Here is a 364-nt window from a genome sequence, read left to right on the forward strand (position 1 = left end):
TAATACGCTTATACTTACCACAAGCACACTCATAATCTTTTACAGGACCAAAAATGCGCTCACAAAATAAACCATCGCGTTCTGGCTTATGTGTACGGTAATTAATAGTTTCTGGCTTTAAAACTTCACCTCTAGATTCTGCTAAAATAGATTCTGGAGAAGCTAAACCAATTGAGATTTTATTAAATCTCTTAACTGTATTTTTATCTTGTTTTCTTGCCATTTCTTTTGAATTAGTTGTTGGCTGTTGGTTGTTGGTTGCTGGTTTTAACAACTACCAACAAACAACTAACAACCGTTAAAAATTTTACTCTTCTAATCTGATGTCTAATCCTAAACCTTTTAATTCATGCATTAATACATT

1 protein-coding gene is annotated in these 364 nt (G+C 32.1%); it reads right to left on the reverse strand.

What is annotated here, in order from left to right:
• Positions 1-223, reverse strand: a 223-nt coding sequence (locus tag FUA24_RS01030) for a hypothetical protein (protein WP_148539678.1), incomplete at its 3' end; no start/stop codon positions are given.
• Positions 224-364 lie beyond the last annotated feature (141 nt).

The organism is Seonamhaeicola marinus (assembly GCF_008085455.1).